Raw genomic sequence first — 19636 nt, forward strand, 5'->3', positions numbered from 1 at the left:
CGTGAGGGTCACCCCAAGGCCAATGGCTGGTCTAGCGTTATTGGTAAAGTTACACTTGCTTGAGTAACTTAGTGAGTCGGCAACTGTCATAGTTGCCATAATAGGGATAATGACAGCGGCTAAGAGAGGTTACGCCATGCATGCCAACGTAAAGCAACTGCGTTTACAAACCAAGGCGCTCTTAGCCGCGACACAGCGTGGAGAAACCGTCGACATCACTTGTCGCGGCAAGCCTTGTGCTCGACTGGTGGGTTCCATTTGGACGAAGGTACCTCGTCGCGTGCCACCTTCCTGGTCGAAAGTTATGCGCTTAGCCATAACATGCAGATGGCGGATGCGCTCATCGCCGCGACGGCTATGGAGCTGGGCTTGCCCTTACTAACCGCCAGTGATCGTCATTACCGGCATATCGATGGTCTGGCGTTAGACATCTTTCGTCCAGCTTAAATGGCTTAACTCTCCCTGGCACTCTCTGCCACACACCTCCCCAATCTTTCATATGTCGCTATTGCAGGAGTGTGCACTGCATCATCATGAGCCGCTGGACTGATAAATTGATCGTTCGTGGTGCGCATATTCCCTCACGAAAAGTGCTCCTCAGAAATTGGCAAAGCTTTGTTTTTTATAACTATCTGATTAATAATGTTTTTTAAAATATTGGCACGCAGTTCGCAATATATATGGCAAAGGGTGAGTGAATAGAGAAACAACGGCTTTGATAGTTTGCTTCTCTCCCTTCTTCACCTACATCGCTGCTAACTTTCAGCGATACACCGAGTGAGCTGGCGTGCTCCACCTGGGTCCCCTTCGGGGGACTTTTTTTTGCCTGTCATTTGGCCTCCCCCTGCATATTTTGTGCTTAATGCTATAACAAAATTTTACGTGACGTTTGGAAACGGTGTTCGTATACTCATTACTGTACAAGTAATCGAGGCGTCGCCAACAATATGGATGTTGCCCATGTAAGTGGTACATGACGCTTTATAACGGACTCCAAGCGAAAGTTGAGAGGTTGACCCTGATGAACCAATTTAAAATTGTAACGGCCGCTGTGATCACCGCTGGCTTTGCCGTGGCAAGCCAAGCCGCACTTGCATACACTGCGGGTGATATTTTTGTTCGCGGTGGGGTCGCTAAAACGGACATCGCTTCCGACAACACCAACGCAGGGGGAGCAGACTTCGACGTTGAAAGTGAAAACGGCTACAGCTACGGCGTTGGTTATCTGTTCCATGACAAGTTCGGCATCGAGCTGAACAGCGGTGAAGGCTTTGAGCATGACCTGACGACTGCGGCCGGTGCTGATGCCGGTAGCGTTGAGCGTTTGCCAATCAACGCGCTGTTCAACTACTACCCGATGGGGGGTGTCGATTCGCGCATTCAGCCCTACGTAGGCGTAGGTCTTAACTATACCAACTTCTACAGCGAAGACATTGGCGCCGGTATCAAAGTCGATGACAGCTATGGTGCGATTGGCCAAGCGGGTCTCGATCTGGCCGTAACAAACAATATCATGCTTAACGGCTATGTCAGCTATGCCGACGTGGACGCCGACATTACATCCAACGGTAATAACGTTGGTGCTGTTGACGTCAATCCGGTAACCGTCGGTGGCGGTATTACTTACCGTTTCTAAACGGCTATTTTCTAAACGGCCGTAGTGAACGCCCATCGTTGCGTTAACCAAGCTAGAACAAACGCCCAGCTCAGCTGGGCGTTTTTATATCAGGCGTGTGCGACTTTAGCTCAAGGGGTCAAGTTATCCGGCCCCTGGTCGGTCACGGCGATATTGTCTTCAATGCGAATGCCACCGCAGGGCATGCAGTAATCCAACAGCGCCCAGTTGATGGGCAGCGATGTCTCGCGCAGGGGCGCCAACAGCATGGGAATGAAATAAAGCCCGGGCTCGATGGTCACGACCATGCCGCTGGAAAGCGTACGCGTAAGACGAAGCGCCGGATGCTCGTTGGGCGGCGGAGCCGCTGTGCCGTCCGGGTGGCGTAAACCGGCCACGTCATGCACCTGTAATCCCAGCGAGTGCCCCAGCCCATGCGGACAGAAGGCACGGGTGACGCCTTCGGCAACGGCCTGTTCGCGGCTGCCACGGAAAAGGTCATGGGCGATCAGAATATCACCCAGCCGCTGGTGCATCTGCTCGTGCAGCGCGATGAAATCCGTACCTGCCGTAACGCCCTGAACCAGTTCGTCTTTCAGGCCGTGCATGGCCCCAACCAGCTCGCCGAATAGCGCCGGGGCATCTGGTCCGGCGTGGGTGCGGGTGATATCGGCGCAGTAACCGCGAAAGCGTCTTCCGGCATCGACAAGCAGGCTATGGCGTCGCCTGGGCGGGCTTATGTCGTAGTGCTGGTAGTGGAGGACGCCCGCGTGGTCGTTCAGGCCGATAATATTCTGGTAGGGAACCGCTGACTCGCGCTGGCGGCTACCTGCCAGGTAGGCAAGTTGGATATCCAGCTCGCCGGACGCGCCCAGGAAGGCTGCCTGGGCGGCCTCGTGCCCGGCGATCGCGAGCCGATTAGCTTCACGTAGGCAGGCGATTTCATAGTCAGACTTGACGATGCGACGCTCGTCCAGGCGATTCAACAATGTGGCAGGGTTCAGTTGCGCTTTCAGGCTTGCGTTGGGCAGCTGCGCCACGTCGCCGATAATTGCGGCGTGACCATCCAGCGCGGGGCTGACGTGGTCGCTGCACAGGTGGATATCGAATTCGTCGACCCAGGGTTCTTCGGGAAGCCGGGTCGGCAGGTGCCAAAAGTCCGCCGGGGCATAGAGATAAAGTTGTGGCCGTTGATGAGGGCGTATCACCAGCCAGCTATGTTGCACGTCGGCCAGCGGCACCCAATGCATGAAGTGGCCGTAGGTCTGAAAGGCCGGTGCCTGGTCGTCGCCAAAGAAGGCGTTGGCATGCCCGCTATAGATTGCCAGGCAATCGAGCCGGTGTTCTTCGAGCAAGGCCGCATAGTCGCGCTGCAAGCGCGACAGGTGCTCTTGCTGCAAGTGATAGAGTTGCTTAGACATGCAGGGTCCCTAGTAAGTGCGAAGCGGTGTAAGTTCGCTCCAAAAGCTATCCAGTTCCGCGTGGTGCTGGCCTTGGTGACGATACAGGCGAAGCTCCATGGGCACATCCCAGCGGCTGTCGCCCGCGCGGACCAGGCTACCCTGGCGAAGCTCAGCCTCGACGTTGCGTTCGGGCAGCCAGCTCATCCCGTAGCCGAGCAGCACCAGTTCCTTGATACCCGCCGCATAGAGGTTTTCGCTCTGGGCGTTTAAATAGCTGCTCTGGGGTAATCGCGCCAGGTGGGCGGTCACCGCTGAACCCAGCAGGCCTCGTTGTGGATAGGCGAGCCAGGGAAGTGGCTGCTGGCGGCTGCCCGGCAATAATGCTCTCGGCGCCGAGTGTTCGTCGACACCGGTCACCGGAATCAGCCGTTCATGGCCGATGACGCGGTAGGTGCAGGAACTGGTGTCGATGTCCAGATCGCAGCGCCCAATCGGCCAGTAGCAGATCGCCAGGTCACATTCGCCGTGCTGGAGCGCCTGGAAATAGTCGCTGGCCACCCAGCCGGTGGCGCGCAGGTAGGGTTGAACACGCTCCTGCCAGCCCGTCGTGGCCAGCCATTCGGGTAGAAATTGCCCCAGCAGGCTCTGTGGGGCGGCCACCATGATGCGCCGCTTCTGACCCGCGCTGATTTCCCGAACGCGGTCTCGCGTCAGCCGTACGCGGTCAGTGACCTGCTCGCACAGCAGCAAGAACTCGTCTCCCGCCGGGGTCAAGGAAAGCGGCAGTGTTTGCCGGTTGATCAGCGTCACGCCCATTTCCTCTTCCAGCAGCTTGATACGCCGGGAAAAAGTGGGTTGTGTGACGTTCTGTTCATCGGCAGCGCGGGAGAAGTGTCGCGTTCTGGCCAGGGCGATAAAGTCTTCTAGCCAGCGAATTTCCATGCCTTACCTCTCCGTGCATAGCGCCATCTAAGGTCCGACGACCGCCTCATAGGCGGCCTTCTTCAACAGCGTGGCATGCAACACGCGTGCCGTCATCCTGTGTCTGCAGGACAGGAATTTCCTGTTTGCAGCGCGCATTGGCATGGGGGCAACGGCCATGAAACACGCAGCCGCTGGGCAGATTCACCGGTGTAGGTACTTCGCCAGAAAGCCGGATGTGCTGGGGGCGGTCGTCTTCAAGGCGTGGAATCGCCGACAGCAACGCCTGAGTATAAGGATGGCGTGGCTTGGCGAATAATGTCGAGGTGGTAGCAATTTCGCATACCGTGCCCAGGTACATGACGGCAACGCGGGTCCCGAAATGTTCGACGACTGCCAGGTCGTGGGTGATGAACAGATAGGTCAGGTTGCGCTCTTGCTGGGCTTCCATCAGCAGGTTGAGTACCTGCGCCTGAATGGAGACGTCCAGCGCGGAAATGGGCTCATCGGCAACGATGAACTCAGGGTCGACGGCCAGGGCACGGGCAATGGCAATACGCTGGCGTTGGCCACCGGAAAATTCGTGGCCGAAGCGCTTGCCCCAGTCCGGGTCAATGCCGACCGATTGCATGACGTCTTCGACCTTGGCGTCGATTTTCTCGCGATGCCAATCCGGATGGTGCAGCCGTAGCGGTTCTTCCAGCGTTTGCTGGATGGTCATGCGTGGGTTGAGCGATGCATAGGGGTTCTGGAAGATCATCTGCATGCGCTTGCGGTAGGGCAGCAGTTGCCGCGAGCTCAGGTTGTCGATGCGCTCGCCTGCGTAGCGAACTTCACCCTCGGAAGGGGTGATCAACCCCATCACCATGCGCGCGACGGTGGACTTGCCGCAGCCGGATTCGCCGACCACGCAGAGTGCTTCGCCGCGCTTGATATCGAGATCCACGCCATTGATGGCATGCACGTATTCCTGGTGGCGAACCAGCTTGCCACCCTTGAAGCGTAGCTGTTCAAGAAAGTCGCCCGACAAAGAAAAGCGCTTTTTCAAGCCGCGAATCTGCAGCAGCGAGTCGTCACTTTTCTCGTTCTGGGTCGGCGTCGGGTGGGCCGCCATGGCCTCAGCGGGCGCGGTCATGAGGTTTCCTCCTTCAAGCGGCGGTCTTCAAGCATTTCAGCGACCATATGGCACGCCACGCGGCAGTTGCCGGACTCGACGAAGCCGGGAACCTGCTCGATACAGGCAGGGCGGGGCTTTCCATCGGCGCGATTGATAAAGTTACAGCGCGGGTGAAACGCGCAGCCGCTGGGCAGGTTTGAAAGCGACGGCATGCTGCCGCGGATCTGGTTGAGCCTTTCGCCGGGCGTTGCCATCTGCGGCAGGGCGTTGATCAGCCCTTGGGTATAGGGGTGCTGCGGGTCGTTGATGATCTCCCGCGTGGGTCCCTGCTCGATCACGCGACCGGCGTACATGACCAGCATGCGCTGGGTGACTTGGCTGACCACCCCCAGGTCGTGGGTGATCAGAATCAAGCCGACGTTGTGCTGCTCGCAGAGCTCCAGAAGCAACGCCATGATTTCGGCCTGAATGGTCACGTCCAACGCCGTGGTGGGCTCGTCGGCGATGATGATATCCGGGTCCAGCAGTAGCGCGATGGCGATGATCACCCGCTGGCGCATGCCGCCGGAGAGTTCGTGGGGGTACTGGTCCAGGCGGGTTTCCGGCGAAGGAATCTGTACCTGGCGCAGTTTGTCCAGGCAAATGGCGCTGGCTTCCTTGCTTGAAATACGCCGGTGGGCCTTCAGGCACTCCACCATTTGTTCGCCGATGGACAGGACCGGATTCAGCGTCATCATCGGGTCCTGGAAAATCATCGAGATGCGGTTGCCGCGCACTTTGCGCAGGCCGCGTTCGGACATGGTATTGAGCGTTTTACCTTCAAAGCTGATGCTGCCCCCGGCGATAAAGCCGGGTTTGGCAATCAGGTTGAGCAGCGAAAACGCGGCCACGGATTTGCCCGCGCCAGATTCGCCGACAATGCCTAAGCGCTCGCCGCGTTCAAGGGTAAAGTTCACGTCGCGCAATGCGCGCACTTCGCCTTGGCGCAGGCCGAAGCGCACGTCCAGATTTGTCACTTCCAGTAGTGCCATGGTGTCTTCAGCCTTTGTAGAGTCGCGGGTTCATGACGTCACGCAGCCAGTCGCCCAGCAGGTTGATGGACAGTACCAAGACCACCAGTACCGCCCCGGGAATCAGCGTGATCCACCAGGAACCGGACTGGATGTAGTCAAACCCGGACTTGATCAACGATCCAAGCGAAGGATGGGTTTCGGGCATGCCAAGACCCAGAAACGACAGGGCGGCTTCGGAGATGATCGCGTTGGCAATCTGTACCGTCGAAATCACGAAGATCGGTGACAGCGTGTTGGGCAGTACGTGCCGGAACATGATGCGTTTGCTGCGGAGCCCCATCACCCGGGCGGCATCGACGTACTCTTTGTTCTTCTCGGCAAGCACTGACGCCCGCACGGTACGCGCGTATTGTGGCCATTCCGCGAGACCGATAATCAACACCAGCATCAAGACGGCGTAGCTGCTGTAAAACGAGCTGCCAAACGAGGCCTTGACCACGGCGCCGACTACGATGGCGACCATCAGCGTCGAAAACGACAGCTGAATGTCGGCCAAGCGCATCAGGAAGGCATCCACGCGGCCACCCAGATAGCCTGCCATCAGGCCAAAGGTGACCCCCAGAAGGGCTTGCAGGGCCACCGCACCAAAGCCGATCAGCAATGATACCCGCGTGCCATACAGAATCACCGATAACAGGTCGCGCCCCTGGGCATCGGTACCCAGGGTGTAGTTCGCATCGGCGCCGTCAATCCAGAAGGGCGGCAACTCGGAGGCCAGAATATCAATCTGGGCCAGATCGTAGGGGTTTGTAGGCGCCAGCAGCGGTGCCGAAAAGGCGGCAAATACCAGGCAGACAAAGATTGCAAAGCACAGCTGCGCGGTGTAATCGCGCTTGAAGCTGTACCACAGATAAGAGTCGCGGAAGCGCTGCCAGCGGCCAGGGACAGATGGGGTTGTCGTTGTCATGCGGGCTTCCCGGTTAGTTTGACAGTGGGGTTGACCAAGCCGTAGATCAAATCGACGAGAGTGTTGGTGATCACGAAAATGACCCCGACAATCATCAGGTAAGTGATAATCAGCGGTATGTCGGCGCGGTTAATCGCATCCAGGAACATCAAGCCCATGCCCGGCCATTGAAAGACCGTTTCGGTCAGTATGGTGTATGCCACCATGGTGCCGATTTGCACGCCGCCGACGGTAATGACCGGCAGCATGGTGTTCTTGAGGGCGTGGACAAAATATACCCGGCGCATGGAGATGCCTTTTGCCCGTGCATATTTCACGTAGTCTGACTGCAGTACTTCCATCATTTCCGCGCGAATCAAGCGGATAAACAGCGGCAGCATGATCGATGCCAGCGAAACCGCCGGTAACACGATATTGCGCAGCCCATTCCAGGAGGCAAAATTGGTTTCCCAATAGCCGAACATCTCCACGGTGCCGCCGCCGCGTCCGAAAGAGGGCATATTGCCTTGAGTGGAGAAGAAGCTGTTTAACCAACTCCCCCATGCAGTGCCTTCAGGGAAAAACGTGATGGTCAGCCCAATTGAGAAAATCTGAATAAGGACAATAGCGGTTAAAAATACCGGTATTGAAATGCCAATGATCGATATGCCCATGAAAAACCGCGAAATGGGCGAGCGGGGTTTGATGGCGCTGTATACCCCAATGGGGACTGAAAACAGGACGATGATGAACGTAGACGCGAAAACCAGCTCCAGGGTGGCGGGTAAATGGCGTGCAATGACGTCCAGCGCAGGCTCCCGGTAAAAATACGAGTAGCCAAAGTCGCCCTGCAGGGCATTTTTCGCAAAACGCGTATACTGGACCAGGAACGGATCGTTCAGGCCGAAGCGTTCCCGAAGCTCCTCGCGTTCGCTCTCCGGTACTGACTGGCCCACCATCTGTTGGATGGGATCCCCCAGGTTGTCCTGAATAGCGAAGGCTAGCAGGCTGATGACAAACATCACCAGTACGGCGTGCATTAGCCGCTTAACTAAGAAAGCAATCATGGCGTACGCCACCTATGTGTCACTCAGGTTCAACAACACCACCGAGAGGCAAACGGCAACAAAACAGCTTCGCCCTCCAAATCACTTGGAGAGCGAAGCGTCCTTGCATCCTTGCCTAGCGGGTGATGGGGGAATTAACGATCAATGACGAGATCGCCAAGGTAAGGGAAGTCAAGGGCATTGACCACGGGCTCGATTTCGACCTCTTCAGCGGCAGCGTAGGCAAGGTTCTGCCAGTGTAGCGTGATATAGCCGACATCTTCGTAGAGCATGGCTTCGGCTTCGCGCAGCATTTCGTTGCGTTTTTCAAGATCGGTTTCGCTGTCAGCCTCGGTAACTAGCTGGTCAATTTCTTCGTTGCAGTAGCTACCGTAGTTGTACTGACCGGCACCGGTTTCTTCGTCAATGCAGAAGGAAAGGTATTGGAAGAAGTTAGCGGTATCTTCTGTATCCGCGTGCCAGCCAATCATCGCCATATCGGACTCGCGTGTGTCGTATTCGGGCCAGTACTGAGCCAGCGGCATGGTGCGGAGGCTAACGTCGATGTTGATACGTGCCAGCATGTTGGCAACCGCCTGAGCGATTTGGGCATCGTTAACGTAGCGATTGTTGGGCGCGATCATGTCGATCGCGAAGCCGTCCTCGTAACCGGCCTCAGCCATCAGCTCATTGGCGCGCTCGACATCGTAGCGCGGTGTCAGGTCAGGGTTGTGGCCGGAGTAGCCCTCGGGAGAGAACTGACCCGCCGGGTTAGCGAAGCCACGCATCAAGCGGTCGGCAATACCTTCCTGATTAATCGCCAAATCAACTGCTTGGCGAACGCGGGCATCCTGGAAGGCTTCAACGCGCTCTTCGTTCATCTGGAAGCCAATAATGCGTGTGCCGTCAACCTCTACCAGATTGACATCATCAGCCTCGCGTACGCGCTCCAGGTCGTTGGGCGGTACCGCATCAATAAAGTCAACGTCCCCGGACAGTAGGGCAGCCACGCGTGAGGCATTTTCGGAAATTGGTGTTAGCTCAATGCGCGAGACGTTACCTTCTGTTTCGGTGTCCCAGTAGTCTTCAAAACGCTCGAATTCAACGCGGACCCCTTGGCGACGGTCGGTGATGATGAAAGGACCTGTGCCGGACACATTGCGTGAAGCGTAAGAATCGCCGGATTTTTCGATTTCACCCTTGTCATCGCCATCTTCGGTTTCACCGCTGTAAAATGCGCTGTCCATCGGGAAGATGTAAGTGGCCAGGTTGAGGAGAAGCGGGTATGGCTCGCTGGTCTTGATTTCAATCGTCGTATCATCAATGGCTTGGGCACTTTCGACAGGCTCGAAAATAGCGCGGTAGTCAGGGCTTCTTTTAAGTCGTTCGATGGTCCAGACCACATCGTCGGCGGTAAATTCGTTGCCGGAATGGAAGGTGACGCCCTCACGCAGCGTCATACGCATGGTGGTTTCATCCACCTGCTCCCATTCGGTTGCCAGGCGCGGTTCGAACTCGAAGTCCTTGGTCCAACGGACCAGCGGGTCAAAGGCGAGGTGCGAAAAGCGCAGCATGCCGCCTGAAAGCTGTTCGTGTATATCCAGCGTTTCGGGGTCGGCCGAGTAGCCAATGCGCAGGGTTTCAGCGCTTGCGATCGAGGGTAGCAGGGCGGTGCCCGTCAATGTGGCACCAATCACCGAAGCCAGTAGCGTTTTTTTAAACGTCATTATCGTTCCCTGTATAAGGATGTTGTTTATTTGCTTTGCTGCTTATTCTCCGTATGGGAAACGCCAAGAGCGTGGTCAAAGCAGCAAAACAGACACGGTCAGCTCGAAAGCTATGTGTCTAACATAGTGAGGGGCGATGGCTTTCTACAATCGAAATAATGACTGACCTCATTCACCATATGAATGAGGCAGGTGATGGCGAGTGTTACAAAGAGGAGTTAAGACCAAAGAAGTGGTTGGGAAAGGGCACCCAGACAGGTTTCCAAACTAGCCAAACTGCTGATGTAGCCAGCGATTGATCTCATCGGATTCATACAGCCATTCTTCGCGTCCATCGTCGTGGGCAATTTTCAAGCACGGCACTTTGACGCGGCCGCCACCTTCCTGCAGTGCCTTCTTGTGGTCAGGGTCCAACTGAGCATCACGTTTTTCGATTGTCAGCCCCAGGCGGGCCATTTCCTTGCGCACCTTGATGCAAAACGGACAGGTGCGGAACTGATACAACGCCAGGCTGTTGCAGGCTTCGTCTACCTTGGCCTGTTCTTCAGGCGAGCGCTTCACCGCCTGAGGGGTCGAAAGCTTCTCGGATATCATCATGAACGGTGCGAGCACCAAGCGGAGGCCGCGGAAAAAGTAGCGTATCAGCATGCGCATAGAGTAATCCTCGTCGTCGTGCTTGCCGTCTCGACGGGAGTAGCGGCAAGCGTAGGTGTGTTGACTGACCGGCATCCTGCAATATCTAAGTGACGTTGTCACTGGAGGATGGTTCCCTGGCGGCATTGCCTCCCTTCAAGAGAGGTGAGCCAAGAGGCTGGTCGTGCTAGGCTTGCCAGCTGTTTTGGGGTTGTTTAGAGGCGAAGCGATGCATCTGCACATTATCGGAATTTGCGGCACTTTCATGGGCAGTTTGGCGCTGCTCGCCCGGGAGTTGGGTCATCAGGTGAGTGGCTCCGACGCCAATGTCTATCCGCCGATGAGCACCCAGCTGGAAGAAGCGGGGATCAGCCTGATGGAAGGCTACCGGGCCGCGCACCTTCAGCCAGCCCCCGACATGGTGGTGGTAGGCAATGCGCTTTCCCGTGGCAATGAAGAAGTCGAAGCCTTGCTGAACAGCGGCCTCCCCTATACATCTGGTGCCCAGTGGCTGGCAGAACATGTGTTGCCGGGTCGGCGGGTGATCGCCGTGGCGGGCACACACGGTAAAACCACCACCGCCAGCCTGTTAGCCTGGCTGCTGGAAAGTGCCGGGTTATCGCCGGGGTTTCTGATCGGTGGCGTGCCACGCAATTTTAATATCTCGGCCCGGCTGGGGTCGCTGGATGCGCCTTTTGTGGTGGAGGCCGACGAGTACGACACGGCGTTTTTCGATAAGCGCTCCAAGTTCGTTCACTATCGCCCGGATATTGCCGTGCTGCATAACCTGGAATACGACCACGCGGATATTTTTCCCGACCTTGCCGCCATCGAGCGCCAATTCCACCACCTGGTGCGCACCGTGCCCAGCCGGGGGCGTCTATTGGTTGGCGATGGGCAGCCAGCGCTTGAACGTGTGCTGGAACAGGGCGTTTGGACGCCGGTCGATTATGTGGGCGACCACCCGGAAAGCGCTTGGCAGTTGCGCAGTGAGCGCGATGATGCAAGCCGCTTTCAGGTCATCTACCGCGACCCCGAAAGCAAGATTGAGGAAGATGGCGTGGTGGAGTGGGCCTTGACCGGCGAGCACAATGCGCGCAATGCGCTGGCTGCCTTGGCCGCGGCCAGACAGTGTGGGGTCGACCTGGCACGTGGCTGTGCCGCCCTGGCGCGCTTTGAAACCCCACGCCGTCGCCAGGAGGTGCGCGGTGAGGTCAACGGCATTCAGGTTATCGATGACTTTGCCCATCACCCCACTGCCATTGCGGCGACACTTCAGGGCCTCAGGGCGGCAACGCCAAAAGGGCGCCTGCTGGCGGTTATCGAGCCGCGTTCCAATACCATGCGGTTGGGGGCAATGCGTGAACGTCTGATGGAAAGCGTGACGCAAGCCGATGCGATTTTCTGGTTCCAGCCGCCCAGCGTGGCCTGGTCGATGGAGACGCTGGTGGACGCCCAGGCGCATTCGACGCTGTACGATGATATCGACGCCTTGGTGAGCGCGGTCGTCACCCAAGCGTCGCCTCAGGATCGTATCGTGGTGATGTCGAACGGCAGCTTCGAGGGCGTTCATGAGCGCTTGATAAGCGCATTAGCCGCCAGGGAGGAGGCGTAATGGCCGCGACTTTCAAGCCACCGGTAACCGTTGCGCTGACCGGCGCCTCGGGGGCACAGTACGGGCTTCGGCTGATTGATGTATTGATAGCCGCTAATCATGAAGTCTGGGTGATGATCTCCAAAGCCGCCCATATGGTGATCGCCACCGAAACCGAGGTTACTCTTCCTGCTCAGCCAGAGCGGCTCGCCGCGGCGCTGAGCGAGCGCAGCGGCGCGGCGGCGGGGCAAATTCGCTGTTTTGGTCGTGAAGACTGGATGGCGCCTGTAGCGTCAGGGTCTGGCGCGCCGTCCGCCATGGTGATCTGCCCGTGTTCCACGGGCACGCTGTCTGCGGTGGCCACCGGTGCCAGCAACAACCTCATCGAGCGTGCCGCTGACGTGGCGGTGAAGGAGCGGCGTACCCTGGTGATGGTGCCGCGTGAGAGCCCGTTTTCCCCCATTCACCTTGAGCACATGCTCGCCCTGAGTCGGCTGGGCGTGGTCATCCTGCCAGCAGCGCCGGGGTTCTATCATCGTCCTCAATCGATCGAGGACTTAATCGACTTTATTGTGGCGCGTATTCTCAATCAGTTGGGAATCGAGCACCAACTCATGCCCCGCTGGGGGGAGGATCAATTGTCTGCTTCAACGACCAAGGATGGATAGCCAATGATGTCGTGGGCCACGCTTTCGGTGTTTGTACCGACGTTCTTGCTGGTGTCGTTAACGCCGGGTATGTGCATGACCCTGGCGATGGTTCTGGGGATGACCCAGGGCGTCAAGCGCGCGCTCTGGATGATGGTCGGCGAATTGATCGGGGTCGGCCTGGTGGCCGCGGCAGCAGGGGCGGGCGTGGCGGCACTGATGCTCCGCCAGCCAGCGTTGTTTATGGCGTTCAAGTGGGTGGGCGGTGCCTACCTGGCCTATATCGGCATCATGATGTGGCGCTCAAGAGGGCGCATGGCGATTCCCAATGAGCTTGAAGCCGGCCCACCGGCAGGGCGTTGGCAATTGGCACTCCAGGGGTTTTTAACGGCCGTCGCCAACCCCAAAGGGTGGGCGTTTTTCATGGTGCTGCTGCCGCCTTTCCTGGATAGCAGTCGGCCTCTCGGGCAGCAACTGATGCTGCTGATTGCGGTGATATTGACCATCGAGTTTGCCAGTATGCTGGTTTATGCCACTGGCGGGAAAACATTGCGTCGGGTACTGGGTAAAAGCGGCAATGTCCGCCTGTTGAACCGCATTGCCGGGACCTTGATGATCGGCGTCGGCATTTGGCTGGCGCTTGGTTAGGTAGGCACACTGACTGCTTTACACGGGTGGGAAAAGGGCCACCCGCAAACTGACGAATAGCAGCGATCCCAACAACAGGCTAACCCAGGGAAGAGAGGGCAGTGGTGCACGGTAGCGCCGCTGCCAGTTAATTTGAACCATGGCGCATACCACCAGCCCTAACAGCGCACCGCCCACCAGGTCGCTGAGCCAGTGGACATCGATTACCAGCCGAGAAAGCGCCATGGGGATTACGGTGGCAATGGCCAGCCAGTAGGCCCACACACGCCGCTGCCTCGGCAGCTGTGAGGCGACAAAAGCCGCCAACATGCCCCCGATCACCACCCAGGTTGAAGTATGCGCGCTCGGGTAGGAGAACGACCCTATCAGGTAATCGGGTGTATCGGGCCTGGCTCTAGCGAAAACGGCTTTACCCAGCGCATTGAGAGCGCCAATGCTGCCTAGGGCGAGCGCGCCATGGATGAGTAGATCCAGCCGCCTGACCCAGAGCAGCCAGATTGCCCAGGGGGTGACAAACGCCATAATGCCTGCTTTATCACCCGCTTCAGCGAGTAACAGACTAGTGGTGGTGAGCCAGTCCGTGTTCAGCCATGCAAAAAGCCGTTGTGCCTGGAGGTCGATAAGTAGCGGCTCTGGGTGATGGAGTATCAGGAGTGTCCAGGCGGAGGTCGCCGTCAGCGCCAGGATACAGAGAAACAGAGAAGCTAGTGGCACTTCACCGCTGCGGCTCATGGCAAGCCAAGGGCGGCGCATGGCGGGAATACGTCGAGCAATCCGGGCAATCGCAAGATACACCCGTCCGTGGCGCCCCACTTGTGCGCGGCCCCAGGAAAACATGATGGCTAGCACCACAATGCTGGCGGTTATCATCAAGACAGCCATTTCGACATTGGTAGGCAGGTTAAGCCTTTGCTGCCAGGTGTGGCCCAGCAGGAAGCCTGGCAAAACATAGGCCGGTGCCCACAGGGCAGCCGAGGCCACGTTAGCCAACAGAAAGGTACGCGACGGCATATGCATCATACCCGCAATCAGTGGGATGATAGGTCGCACTGGGCCCACAAAGCGGCCGATAAATACGGAATAAATGCCATATCGCTCGAAAAAACGTGCACCGCGGTTTATCCACTCTGGGTGTTGCGAGAGTGGCCAGCGGGTGATCACGGTATCGCGGTGGCGGTACCCCAAGAAGTAGCTCAGTCCATCGCCTAGCACAGCCCCTGTAAACGCCGCGCCGATGAGCCATGGAAGCGCGACCATTTGGTGACCTGCAATGGAAGCCAACGCAGTGATCAGTACAACGCCTGGCACCAGCAAGCCTATCAGCGCGAGAGATTCCAGTAGAGAAATGCCTAGCAACAACAGAAGTAGTAGTGCAGGGGCGAGCGAAAAAGATAGTAGCGTATCGGCAATAGACACGGACGAATTCATCCACAATGAAGTTACACGTTGGCAATAGCATCAGCACGAGCTTTCAGGCGCTGAAGATAGTGTTCAAAATTTTCTTTGGGGCAGGGCAGGCACGCGGCAATGCGCGCCTCGCACTGTCCGGTTTCGACCAATACGCGCCGGGACAGGGCGCGCTGAAGGCGGTCCCGGACCAGCAGTGCACCGCTTTCGCTGGTGTCGGGTAACACTAGCCAGAAAGTGGCATTGTCGGCACGGCCCAGCAGGTCGTGGTCGCGGCAGCAGCTGTAGACCTCGGTGCACAAGGCGCGGAGCAATGCCTGGGCGGCGCGGGCGCCGAACTGCTCCTCCGCCATGTCGCGCTGGGGTAAATGGATGACCAGTACTGCCAAACGCTGGTTGAGCATATCGGCCCGCTGGTATTCACTGTGCAAGCGCTCTTTGAGCGTGTCGATGTGATAAGCCTCGCACTCGCTGTCATTGGGGTCGGTGGCTCTCAGCAGTGCACGTCGACGCGCATGCTCCCAGCGCGGAAGTGCCAGCAAAAGCACCAGTGCAACGTAACCCATCACCAGGGTGGGCGATGCCTGGGCGAGGGCAGGCATCAACCACCACAGTGGAATCAATACAAGATGCAACAAGACCGCGCCCATCATGGGAAGCAGCAGGAAGGCGGCGGTCATCGGCAAGCCGATCCAGATCAGAGGGAGATCGGGTTGGTAATAAAGCGCGCCGATGACGCTTGCGTAGGTACAAAAAAGCAGTACCAGCCTCGGCAGGTGAGCGCGCATGTCCTGGCCCAGATGGAGCAGAAAGGCGGCCAGCAGGAGCAGGATCATAAAGCTGGGAATGACGAGGTCACGATACTCGCCCATGGCATAAAGCCAAACCGCATAGCTGCCCATCAAGGCGATGCTGGCTATATACGCAAGTGTCACCAACTGTCGGGGGAAATGATGCTGGGTCATGGCTGGCCTCGCCATTCGCTTGCCTGCCGTTGGGTCAGCGTTTGAAGCGTTGATGGGTTGGGGGGCACATCCATTAATTCGATCGGGTTGGCAATGGTGTTGTCGGGTAACGCATTGATTAACGACTGGTAACGCTCATGGGCCTCGGGCGCCGAACGTGACAGCATTAACGTTGCCAGGGTCGTGCCATCGAGGCGGTAGACATTTTCGAAGTCGTGGGTAAGTTCGCAGAGTTTTTTGGCTGTTGGCCACAGTTGATGGCGTTTTACGTGCAGGACGATTAGCTCCCCATAAATGCCTTCCCGGGCGCAACGCGTCTGCTCCCGCTGGATGTCCCTCACCAGTTGCTCGCCAGCCCAGAGGTTCAAGCCCGGAACGAGTCGCAAGCGTTGGCGAATCGCTCCGTTCATATCGATCAACTGTTGCGCACGCGCCAGTGCCAGAACGCACAGGATCGCCAGTGAAATGACCATTAATAGCCAGGCGGGTGTCGATAACTGTGGCGCAACCAGTACACTGCTGAGTAGGGCAGCGCTGATGTTGAACGCGGCCACCCAACTCATTTGCGGTAGCATGAACAGGGCCGCCCAGGCCCAGATCAGCAGACCGTGGCGTTCCGGTGCGGCGGCAATCAGCCCGAGTAGAAGTGCGCCCGGCAACAACTGCCACGGGCGACCACGCGGATAGCGGTGGCTGAAGTCCAGCAGCAGGGCAGTGATGAACAACCAGCCCACTGATAGCCACAACACGAGTGCCGCAGACGGCGGTGCAGCGGGTGTCCATAGGGCAAGCACCACGGCCGCCGCCAACAGATTGGCTCTCAATAGGCGTATTTTGTATTTATTTTGCATGGTGGCTTACTATCAACCCTTGGAGAGATGCGTGATGGTGAGCGTGATATGCGTAAAATCGTCATCAGAAAGGTGGCGAAAAGTGTTAAATTAGCCCTTAGTATAGCGCTAAAATAGCTTAGCATGCCGCCTAACCTAGAGGCTAAATATGACCGGGTGGCCTATGCCCACCGAGGAATTTATGGAGATCGCATGAGCGTTTCAACATCGTTCGACGCCGATGCAAAGTTATCCCTTGAGGCTGGCGATGTCGCCGCCTACATGCAATCGCTGGGCAAAGCCGCTCGCCAGGCGGCGGGTGAGCTTCGCCGCGCTGATTCAGGTCAGAAAAACCGTGCGTTGTATGCCATGGCCGCGCGCCTGGATGCGGCCCGCACGGAGGTGCTGGCGGCCAACAGCGAAGATCTGGCAAGAGGCCAGCAAAACGGCCTGGACGCGGCATTACTGGACCGTCTGGCCCTCAGCGATGGGCGTATCGACGCGATGATCGAGGGGTTGAACCAGGTGGCTGCGTTGCCCGACCCGGTGGGTGAAATCAGTGACATGCGCTACCGCCCGAGCGGTATTCAGGTAGGAAAAATGCGTGTTCCCCTGGGCGTGATCGGTATCATCTACGAGTCGCGCCCTAACGTGACCCTTGAAGCCGCCAGCTTATGCCTTAAAGCGGGCAATGCCTGTGTGCTGCGGGGCGGATCCGAGGCGCATGCGTCCAATGCGGCCATTAGCCGCTGTATCCAGGAAGGGCTTGGTGATGCAGGGCTGCCAGCCGGAAGCGTCCAGGTAGTGGCCACGAGTGACCGTGAAGCGGTGGGGGCGATGATCACCATGCCTGATTATATCGATGTGATTATTCCCCGCGGTGGCAAGTCGCTCATCGAGCGTATTGCCCGGGAGGCGAAGGTGCCGGTCATCAAGCACCTCGACGGTGTCTGTCATGTCTATATCCACAGTCTGGCGGACCCTGCCAAGGCGCTGGCAATTGCGGTCAACGCCAAGACCCACCGCTATGGCACCTGCAACACCATGGAAACGCTGCTGGTGGATGCGGCGGTCGCCGATCTCTTGCTGCCCGAGTTGGCTCGTCAATACGCTGAGCATGAGGTCGAGTTGCGCGGCTGCGAACAAACCCAGGCGCTGCTTCCTCAGGCGCTTCCCGCAAGCGACGATGACTGGAGCGCCGAGTACCTGGCGCCGATACTTGCGATCAAGATCGTCGGCGACATCGATGAGGCCATCGCCCATATAGAACGTTATGGTTCGCATCACACCGACGCCATCGTGACCGAAGACTATTCGCTGGCCCGCCGTTTTATGGCTGAAGTGGACTCGAGCTCGGTGATCGTCAATGCCTCTACCCGTTTTGCCGATGGGTTCGAATACGGTCTAGGCGCCGAGATCGGCATTTCGACCGATAAGCTGCATGCCCGAGGGCCGGTAGGCCTTGAAGGCTTGACCACCCAGAAGTACGTGGTCATGGGCAGTGGTCAGGTTCGCGAATGACCCGTCCACCCCGTATTGCGATGCTCGGCGGCACCTTTGACCCGGTGCATAACGGCCATTTGCGTAGCGCGGTAGAGCTGCGTGATGCCCTGGGGCTGGACAGGGTCCACATGATACCTGCGCCGCAGCCGCCCTTGCGCGATACGCCGCAGGTATCGCCGCAACAGCGGCTTGAATTGTTACAAATGGCCATTGGTGACACGCCGGGTCTTGAGGCCGATGCGCGAGAGCTTGAGCGCGATGGTCCTTCCTACAGCGTGGATACCCTGCGTTCGTTGCGACACGAGTATGGCGAACAGGCGCGGCTGGTTATGGCGATTGGCTGGGACGCGTTTTTGCGGCTTGATCAATGGCGCAAACCTGAACAGCTGTTCGCGTTTGCCCACTTGGTGGTGATCGCCCGCCCCGGCCACGCCGAGGCACCGTCGACGCCTCTGATGGAACTGCTGGGCGAGCGTGAAGTCGATAGCGTATCCCGCTTGATGGCCTCACCTCATGGGCAGGTGTTGCGCGTCACGCTGCCTTCCGCGATGGCCATTTCAGCGACCCATATCCGTCAGTCGCTGGAGCAGGGAAAAAGCATTCGCTTTCTGGTGCCTGAGACGGTGGAACGCACCATTTTACGCGAAGGACTGTATCAGCGCTGGCAGTCCGCTTATTAGTCGTTACAATGGCTCGCTTCGAAAAGCGCATTATATGGGGTTATCCTTAGGAGATATGCACATCGATACATTGAAGAGCGTAGCGCTTGATGCGCTGGAAGAACTGAAGGCTCGCGATATCGCTCAGTTGGACGTCGCTGGGCTGACAGATGTTGCCGATATCATGTTGATTGCCAGCGGTACGTCAACCCGTCATGTTGCTGCCCTGGCCCAGAACGTGGTGGAAAAAGCCAAGGCCGCCGGGCTGTCCCCGCGGGGTGTCGAAGGGGGAGATAACGCCGACTGGGTGCTTGTCGACCTGAGTGACGTGATTGTTCATATCATGCTGCCTGAAGCACGTGCTCTCTACGATCTGGAGCGTTTATGGGCCGACTTGCCCAGCGACACTGGACTGCGTGAGCTTTCGCTACGTGACGAGCCGGCCAGCATGTCATGAAAATCCGCCTATTGGCAGTGGGCAGTAAAATGCCTGCCTGGGTGGAAGAGGGCGTAGAAACCTACCGCAAGCGCCTGCCGAAGGATTTCAGCCTGGATATCGAAGAGGTGGCGCTGGGGCAGCGTGGTAAGAATGCGGATATTGCCCGGGCTCGGGAGCAGGAGGCGGCGCGTATTCGCAGCAAGCTGCGGGGCAACGAACATGTGGTGGCGCTAGAGGTCGGTGGCAAGGCCTGGACCACCGAACAGCTTGCCCGGCAGGCCGATGGCTGGCGGCTGCAAGGCCAGGATGTGGTGCTACTGGTTGGCGGTCCCGACGGGCTTGACCCTGCCATGTCGGCGATGGCCCAGCAACGCTGGTCGTTATCGCCACTCACCTTACCTCACCCGTTGGTGCGTATTATGCTCGCCGAGCAGCTTTATCGCGCCTGGACGCTGCTGGTCGGGCATCCTTACCACCGTTAAGTTATTCAGGCAGCTGGATGCCCGTCATCGATTGAATGAGA

At 58.0% G+C, this 19636-nt stretch carries 20 protein-coding genes; 9 read left to right on the forward strand and 11 right to left on the reverse strand.

The window, feature by feature from the left end; genetic code table 11:
- Positions 1–258 precede the first annotated feature (258 nt).
- Positions 259–447, forward strand: a complete 189-nt coding sequence (locus tag BMX75_RS13280; RefSeq protein ID WP_245748553.1) for a PIN domain-containing protein — start codon at positions 259–261, stop codon at positions 445–447.
- A gap of 574 nt (positions 448–1021) precedes the next feature.
- On the forward strand, positions 1022–1636 hold the full coding sequence (locus BMX75_RS13285; protein WP_175474743.1) for an OmpW/AlkL family protein: 615 nt from the start codon (positions 1022–1024) through the stop codon (positions 1634–1636).
- Positions 1637–1746: 110 nt separating this feature from the next.
- Here BMX75_RS13285 and pepQ read toward each other — a convergent pair whose 3' ends face one another.
- The 8 genes from pepQ to BMX75_RS13325 form a co-directional block, all read right to left on the reverse strand.
- On the reverse strand, positions 1747–3036 hold the full coding sequence (pepQ, locus tag BMX75_RS13290; protein ID WP_092828690.1) for a Xaa-Pro dipeptidase: 1290 nt from the start codon (positions 3034–3036) through the stop codon (positions 1747–1749).
- A gap of 9 nt (positions 3037–3045) precedes the next feature.
- A complete protein-coding gene (locus BMX75_RS13295; protein WP_092828692.1) occupies positions 3046–3960 on the reverse strand; it encodes a LysR family transcriptional regulator in 915 nt (304 codons plus the stop codon).
- 46 nt (positions 3961–4006) lie between these two features.
- A complete protein-coding gene (locus tag BMX75_RS13300) occupies positions 4007–5074 on the reverse strand; it encodes an ABC transporter ATP-binding protein (RefSeq protein WP_092828694.1) in 1068 nt (355 codons plus the stop codon).
- Positions 5071–6087 carry an ABC transporter ATP-binding protein gene (locus BMX75_RS13305; RefSeq protein ID WP_092828696.1) on the reverse strand — a complete coding sequence of 339 codons (1017 nt, stop codon included), beginning with the start codon at positions 6085–6087 and terminating at the stop codon, positions 5071–5073. Before BMX75_RS13305 ends, BMX75_RS13300 begins: the two co-directional genes overlap by 4 nt.
- A gap of 7 nt (positions 6088–6094) precedes the next feature.
- Entirely contained in the window at positions 6095–7036 is a 942-nt protein-coding gene (locus BMX75_RS13310; RefSeq protein WP_092828698.1) for an ABC transporter permease, read from the reverse strand.
- Complete coding sequence (locus BMX75_RS13315) at positions 7033–8082, reverse strand: ABC transporter permease (protein WP_092828700.1); 1050 nt, start codon at positions 8080–8082, stop codon at positions 7033–7035. The genes BMX75_RS13310 and BMX75_RS13315 overlap by 4 nt, the downstream gene beginning before the upstream one ends.
- 134 nt (positions 8083–8216) lie before the next feature.
- Entirely contained in the window at positions 8217–9788 is a 1572-nt protein-coding gene (locus BMX75_RS13320) for an ABC transporter substrate-binding protein (protein ID WP_092828702.1), read from the reverse strand.
- Positions 9789–10055: 267 nt separating this feature from the next.
- On the reverse strand, positions 10056–10442 hold the full coding sequence (locus BMX75_RS13325) for a glutaredoxin family protein (protein WP_092828704.1): 387 nt from the start codon (positions 10440–10442) through the stop codon (positions 10056–10058).
- Positions 10443–10650: 208 nt separating this feature from the next.
- On the opposite strand from BMX75_RS13325, the gene mpl reads away from it, so the two are divergent.
- The 3 genes from mpl to BMX75_RS13340 are packed head-to-tail and all read left to right on the forward strand — an operon-like array spanning position 10651 to position 13310.
- On the forward strand, positions 10651–12036 hold the full coding sequence (mpl, locus tag BMX75_RS13330) for a UDP-N-acetylmuramate:L-alanyl-gamma-D-glutamyl-meso-diaminopimelate ligase (protein WP_092828706.1): 1386 nt from the start codon (positions 10651–10653) through the stop codon (positions 12034–12036).
- Positions 12036–12683, forward strand: a complete 648-nt coding sequence (locus tag BMX75_RS13335) for a flavin prenyltransferase UbiX (protein WP_092828708.1) — start codon at positions 12036–12038, stop codon at positions 12681–12683. Before mpl ends, BMX75_RS13335 begins: the two co-directional genes overlap by 1 nt.
- Positions 12684–12686: 3 nt before the next feature.
- Entirely contained in the window at positions 12687–13310 is a 624-nt protein-coding gene (locus tag BMX75_RS13340) for a LysE family translocator (protein WP_175474738.1), read from the forward strand.
- An 18-nt stretch (positions 13311–13328) separates the two neighbouring features.
- Here BMX75_RS13340 and BMX75_RS13345 read toward each other — a convergent pair whose 3' ends face one another.
- Genes BMX75_RS13345 through BMX75_RS13355 form a run of 3 tightly spaced genes read right to left on the reverse strand, consistent with a single transcriptional unit; the run spans position 13329 to position 16533 of the window.
- The gene (locus BMX75_RS13345) at positions 13329–14726 is read right to left on the reverse strand and encodes a bifunctional DedA family/phosphatase PAP2 family protein (protein ID WP_092828710.1); all 1398 of its coding nucleotides are present in this window, start codon (positions 14724–14726) and stop codon (positions 13329–13331) included.
- A gap of 23 nt (positions 14727–14749) precedes the next feature.
- Positions 14750–15682: a diguanylate cyclase domain-containing protein gene (locus BMX75_RS13350; protein WP_092828712.1), complete on the reverse strand. Its 933-nt coding sequence runs from the start codon at positions 15680–15682 to the stop codon at positions 14750–14752.
- Positions 15679–16533: a hypothetical protein gene (locus BMX75_RS13355; protein WP_092828714.1), complete on the reverse strand. Its 855-nt coding sequence runs from the start codon at positions 16531–16533 to the stop codon at positions 15679–15681. The genes BMX75_RS13350 and BMX75_RS13355 overlap by 4 nt, the downstream gene beginning before the upstream one ends.
- 192 nt (positions 16534–16725) lie before the next feature.
- Between BMX75_RS13355 and BMX75_RS13360 the strand changes: the two genes are divergently transcribed.
- The 4 genes from BMX75_RS13360 to rlmH are packed head-to-tail and all read left to right on the forward strand — an operon-like array spanning position 16726 to position 19595.
- Positions 16726–18033, forward strand: coding sequence for a glutamate-5-semialdehyde dehydrogenase (locus tag BMX75_RS13360; protein ID WP_092828716.1), 1308 nt, complete (start codon positions 16726–16728; stop codon positions 18031–18033).
- Complete coding sequence (nadD, locus tag BMX75_RS13365) at positions 18030–18695, forward strand: nicotinate-nucleotide adenylyltransferase (RefSeq protein WP_092828718.1); 666 nt, start codon at positions 18030–18032, stop codon at positions 18693–18695. Before BMX75_RS13360 ends, nadD begins: the two co-directional genes overlap by 4 nt.
- 55 nt (positions 18696–18750) lie before the next feature.
- Positions 18751–19131, forward strand: coding sequence for a ribosome silencing factor (gene rsfS / locus BMX75_RS13370; protein ID WP_092828721.1), 381 nt, complete (start codon positions 18751–18753; stop codon positions 19129–19131).
- A complete protein-coding gene (gene rlmH, locus BMX75_RS13375) occupies positions 19128–19595 on the forward strand; it encodes a 23S rRNA (pseudouridine(1915)-N(3))-methyltransferase RlmH (RefSeq protein ID WP_092828723.1) in 468 nt (155 codons plus the stop codon). The genes rsfS and rlmH overlap by 4 nt, the downstream gene beginning before the upstream one ends.
- Positions 19596–19636 lie beyond the last annotated feature (41 nt).

It is taken from the genome of Vreelandella subterranea (genome assembly GCF_900111305.1).
In the GTDB taxonomy this organism is placed as follows: domain Bacteria; phylum Pseudomonadota; class Gammaproteobacteria; order Pseudomonadales; family Halomonadaceae; genus Vreelandella; species Vreelandella subterranea.

Bases quoted from the DNA above. Each gene is read 5' to 3' on its own strand.
- rlmH (WP_092828723.1), top strand. From the start codon at position 19,128: ATGAAAATCCGCCTATTGGCAGTGGGCAGTAAAATGCCTGCCTGGGTG.
- BMX75_RS13295 (WP_092828692.1), bottom strand. From the start codon at position 3,960: ATGGAAATTCGCTGGCTAGAAGACTTTATCGCCCTGGCCAGAACGCGA.
- BMX75_RS13320 (WP_092828702.1), bottom strand. From the start codon at position 9,788: ATGACGTTTAAAAAAACGCTACTGGCTTCGGTGATTGGTGCCACATTG.
- BMX75_RS13335 (WP_092828708.1), top strand. From the start codon at position 12,036: ATGGCCGCGACTTTCAAGCCACCGGTAACCGTTGCGCTGACCGGCGCC.
- rsfS (WP_092828721.1), top strand. From the start codon at position 18,751: ATGCACATCGATACATTGAAGAGCGTAGCGCTTGATGCGCTGGAAGAA.
- BMX75_RS13350 (WP_092828712.1), bottom strand. From the start codon at position 15,682: ATGACCCAGCATCATTTCCCCCGACAGTTGGTGACACTTGCGTATATA.
- BMX75_RS13285 (WP_175474743.1), top strand. From the start codon at position 1,022: ATGAACCAATTTAAAATTGTAACGGCCGCTGTGATCACCGCTGGCTTT.
- BMX75_RS13355 (WP_092828714.1), bottom strand. From the start codon at position 16,533: ATGCAAAATAAATACAAAATACGCCTATTGAGAGCCAATCTGTTGGCG.
- BMX75_RS13340 (WP_175474738.1), top strand. From the start codon at position 12,687: ATGATGTCGTGGGCCACGCTTTCGGTGTTTGTACCGACGTTCTTGCTG.
- BMX75_RS13305 (WP_092828696.1), bottom strand. From the start codon at position 6,087: ATGGCACTACTGGAAGTGACAAATCTGGACGTGCGCTTCGGCCTGCGC.
- BMX75_RS13315 (WP_092828700.1), bottom strand. From the start codon at position 8,082: ATGATTGCTTTCTTAGTTAAGCGGCTAATGCACGCCGTACTGGTGATG.
- BMX75_RS13310 (WP_092828698.1), bottom strand. From the start codon at position 7,036: ATGACAACGACAACCCCATCTGTCCCTGGCCGCTGGCAGCGCTTCCGC.
- BMX75_RS13360 (WP_092828716.1), top strand. From the start codon at position 16,726: ATGAGCGTTTCAACATCGTTCGACGCCGATGCAAAGTTATCCCTTGAG.
- mpl (WP_092828706.1), top strand. From the start codon at position 10,651: ATGCATCTGCACATTATCGGAATTTGCGGCACTTTCATGGGCAGTTTG.
- BMX75_RS13300 (WP_092828694.1), bottom strand. From the start codon at position 5,074: ATGACCGCGCCCGCTGAGGCCATGGCGGCCCACCCGACGCCGACCCAG.
- nadD (WP_092828718.1), top strand. From the start codon at position 18,030: ATGACCCGTCCACCCCGTATTGCGATGCTCGGCGGCACCTTTGACCCG.
- BMX75_RS13325 (WP_092828704.1), bottom strand. From the start codon at position 10,442: ATGCGCATGCTGATACGCTACTTTTTCCGCGGCCTCCGCTTGGTGCTC.
- pepQ (WP_092828690.1), bottom strand. From the start codon at position 3,036: ATGTCTAAGCAACTCTATCACTTGCAGCAAGAGCACCTGTCGCGCTTG.